The organism is Vibrio sp. IB15, assembly GCF_016406055.1.
Lineage (GTDB): Bacteria > Pseudomonadota > Gammaproteobacteria > Enterobacterales > Vibrionaceae > Vibrio > Vibrio chagasii.
The window spans coordinates 1-1,147 of sequence record NZ_JAEFCE010000150.1; the positions used below are offsets into that span (position 1 = coordinate 1).

Below are 1,147 nucleotides of genomic sequence, written 5' to 3' on the forward strand. Positions count from 1 at the left end.
TGTCTAAAGAAAAATTTGAACGTACGAAACCGCACGTAAACGTTGGTACTATCGGCCACGTTGACCACGGTAAAACAACTCTAACTGCTGCTATCTGTACTACACTTGCAAAAGTGTACGGTGGTGTTGCTAAAGATTTCGCATCTATCGATAACGCTCCAGAAGAGCGTGAGCGCGGTATCACAATCGCTACTTCTCACGTTGAGTACGACACTCCATCACGTCACTACGCACACGTAGACTGCCCAGGACACGCGGATTATGTTAAAAACATGATCACTGGTGCTGCGCAAATGGACGGTGGTATCCTAGTTGTTGCTGCGACTGACGGCCCAATGCCTCAAACTCGTGAGCACATCCTACTTGGTCGTCAAGTTGGTATCCCTTACATCATCGTATTCATGAACAAATGTGACATGGTTGATGACGAAGAGCTACTTGAGCTAGTAGAAATGGAAGTTCGTGAACTTCTTTCTGAGTACGACTTCCCAGGTGATGACCTACCAGTTATCCAAGGTTCTGCACTTGGCGCACTAAACGGCGAGAAGCAGTGGGAAGACAAGATCGTTGAGCTTGCAGAAGCACTAGATTCTTACATCCCTGAGCCAGAGCGTGCAGTTGACCAACCGTTCCTACTACCAATCGAAGACGTATTCTCGATCCAAGGTCGTGGTACTGTTGTAACTGGTCGTATCGAGCGTGGTATCCTACGTGTAGGTGACGAAGTAGAAATCGTTGGTATCAAAGAAACTACTCTTACTACTTGTACTGGTGTTGAAATGTTCCGTAAGCTGCTTGACGAAGGTCGTGCAGGTGAGAACGTTGGTGCACTTCTACGTGGTACTAAGCGTGACGAAGTTGAACGTGGCCAAGTACTATCTGCTAAAGGTTCTATCAACCCACACACTAAGTTCGAGTCTGAAGTATACGTACTTTCTAAAGACGAAGGCGGCCGTCACACTCCTTTCTTCAAAGGTTACCGTCCACAGTTCTACTTCCGTACAACTGACGTAACAGGCGACATCACTCTACCAGAAGGCGTAGAAATGGTAATGCCAGGTGACAACGTTCAAATGACTGTTGAGCTAATCGCTCCAATCGCAATGGACGAAGGCCTACGTTTCGCTATCCGTGAAGGTGGCCGTAC

Annotated in this window: 1 protein-coding gene; it reads left to right on the forward strand. The window is 47.4% G+C overall.

The genetic code is table 11. The annotated features are described in order from the left end of the window. A partial coding sequence (gene tuf, locus JC606_RS23170) for an elongation factor Tu (RefSeq protein ID WP_198779558.1) occupies positions 1-1,147 on the forward strand: 1,147 nt, incomplete at both ends.